2 protein-coding genes are annotated in these 1,283 nt (G+C 53.5%); one reads left to right on the top strand and one right to left on the bottom strand.

Going from position 1 to position 1,283, the window contains the following annotated elements:
• Window positions 1-17: 17 nt before the first annotated feature.
• Window positions 18-1,079, bottom strand: coding sequence for an RNA-guided endonuclease InsQ/TnpB family protein (locus INT33_RS20940; protein WP_193054205.1), 1,062 nt, complete (start codon window positions 1,077-1,079; stop codon window positions 18-20).
• 21 nt (window positions 1,080-1,100) lie between these two features.
• Here INT33_RS20940 and INT33_RS20945 point away from each other — a divergent pair.
• Window positions 1,101-1,283: transposase (locus tag INT33_RS20945; RefSeq protein WP_193086024.1), on the top strand; the 183-nt coding region annotated here is incomplete at its 3' end.

Here is a 1,283-nt window from a genome sequence, read left to right on the forward strand (position 1 = left end):
TTGACATCCTCCCCGCCCTAAAGGACGGGGATTCCCACTTCTGGACGCTCATGCCCGAGCGCAAGACTGAGGATATTCCGAGCCGCATTCACGTCTCGGTCGTGGCGCGCACCACACGCCACGCACTCCCAGTCTCTTAGTCGCAGCCCATTTACGCCCTGCGGCCCGCTGAGCGAGCCGCAAGCCGAACAGGCGCGGGTGGTGTAGGCTTCTCGCACTTCCTTGAACACGATACCTGCGTGATCGCATTTGTATTCCAGCATCGTTTTCAACTGGCCCCACCCGGCATCTAGCACGGACTTGGCCATTTTGGTCTTTACGAGTTTTTGTGAGCTAACATCGCCCACGATGATTTCACCGTACTGATTGACTAGACGGCGTGAGAATTTGTGCAAGGCATCCTTGCGGCGATTGGCGATCTGGGCGTGAATGGCGCGGGTACGTTTCTTGTTGTGGCTACGCTGAGCAATCGCTAGCTTTTCTTCCATGCCACGGTAGAAGCGGCTGTTTTCCAGCTTTTCGCCATTGCTACAAGTGGCTATGTCTTTCAATCCAAGGTCAATACCAACAGCGCCTTGCCCAAGGCTAGGTTTAATATCAGCATCCACGACAACATTGAAATACCAGCGCCCGCGTGCGTCCTCATTAAACGACGCGGAGCGAAACTTGTAATTGGACAGCCCGTAGCTATCCCATATCTTGAAGTAGCTGCCGTTATGGAATACCTGCCCATTCTTCCACTTGGCGGCGCCAGTATTAACGGGTATCCAGCCGAGTGAACGACGCACGCCGCCAGACTTTCGCCAGCTCAACCGAGACTTTTTGAACTGCTTGCGGCGAGTGGCGTATTCGGCGGCGATACATTGCAAGGTCTGGCTGTGCAGACCAAGTTCCTTGCCAGCGCCTTTTGTATACGGATGCAGGTCGTAGGCTGATAGAAACAGACCGCGCTCACGGATAGCGCGAGACGACAGTTCGTTCAGATAGTTCCAGCAAAAGTTCACGCTGCGCGCCATGCGGTTAAGCTGGGCGGCGTGCTTGTCCCTTACGCGAACCTTTAATGTCTTGGTCTGTTTCATGGCCTTGAGTATACTTGGTCTATGGACAGAATCAACTCAATCAGAACTGGCAGGCATTGCGTTTTTGAGATTCACGCTCACTTGGTCTTTGTGACTAAGTACCGTGGTCGGGTGTTCAATGTCGCACATTTAAACTCCCTCGAAACCCTGTTTAGACAGGTGTGTCGGGATTTCGAGGCGGAGCTAAAGGAGTTCAATGGTGAA

It is taken from the genome of Halomonas colorata, assembly GCF_014897985.1.
Taxonomy (GTDB): Bacteria; Pseudomonadota; Gammaproteobacteria; order Pseudomonadales; family Halomonadaceae; genus Vreelandella; species Vreelandella colorata.

Excerpts from the sequence above, each read along its gene's own strand:
- INT33_RS20940 (WP_193054205.1), bottom strand. The coding sequence starts at position 1,079 with ATGAAACAGACCAAGACATTAAAGGTTCGCGTAAGGGACAAGCACGCC.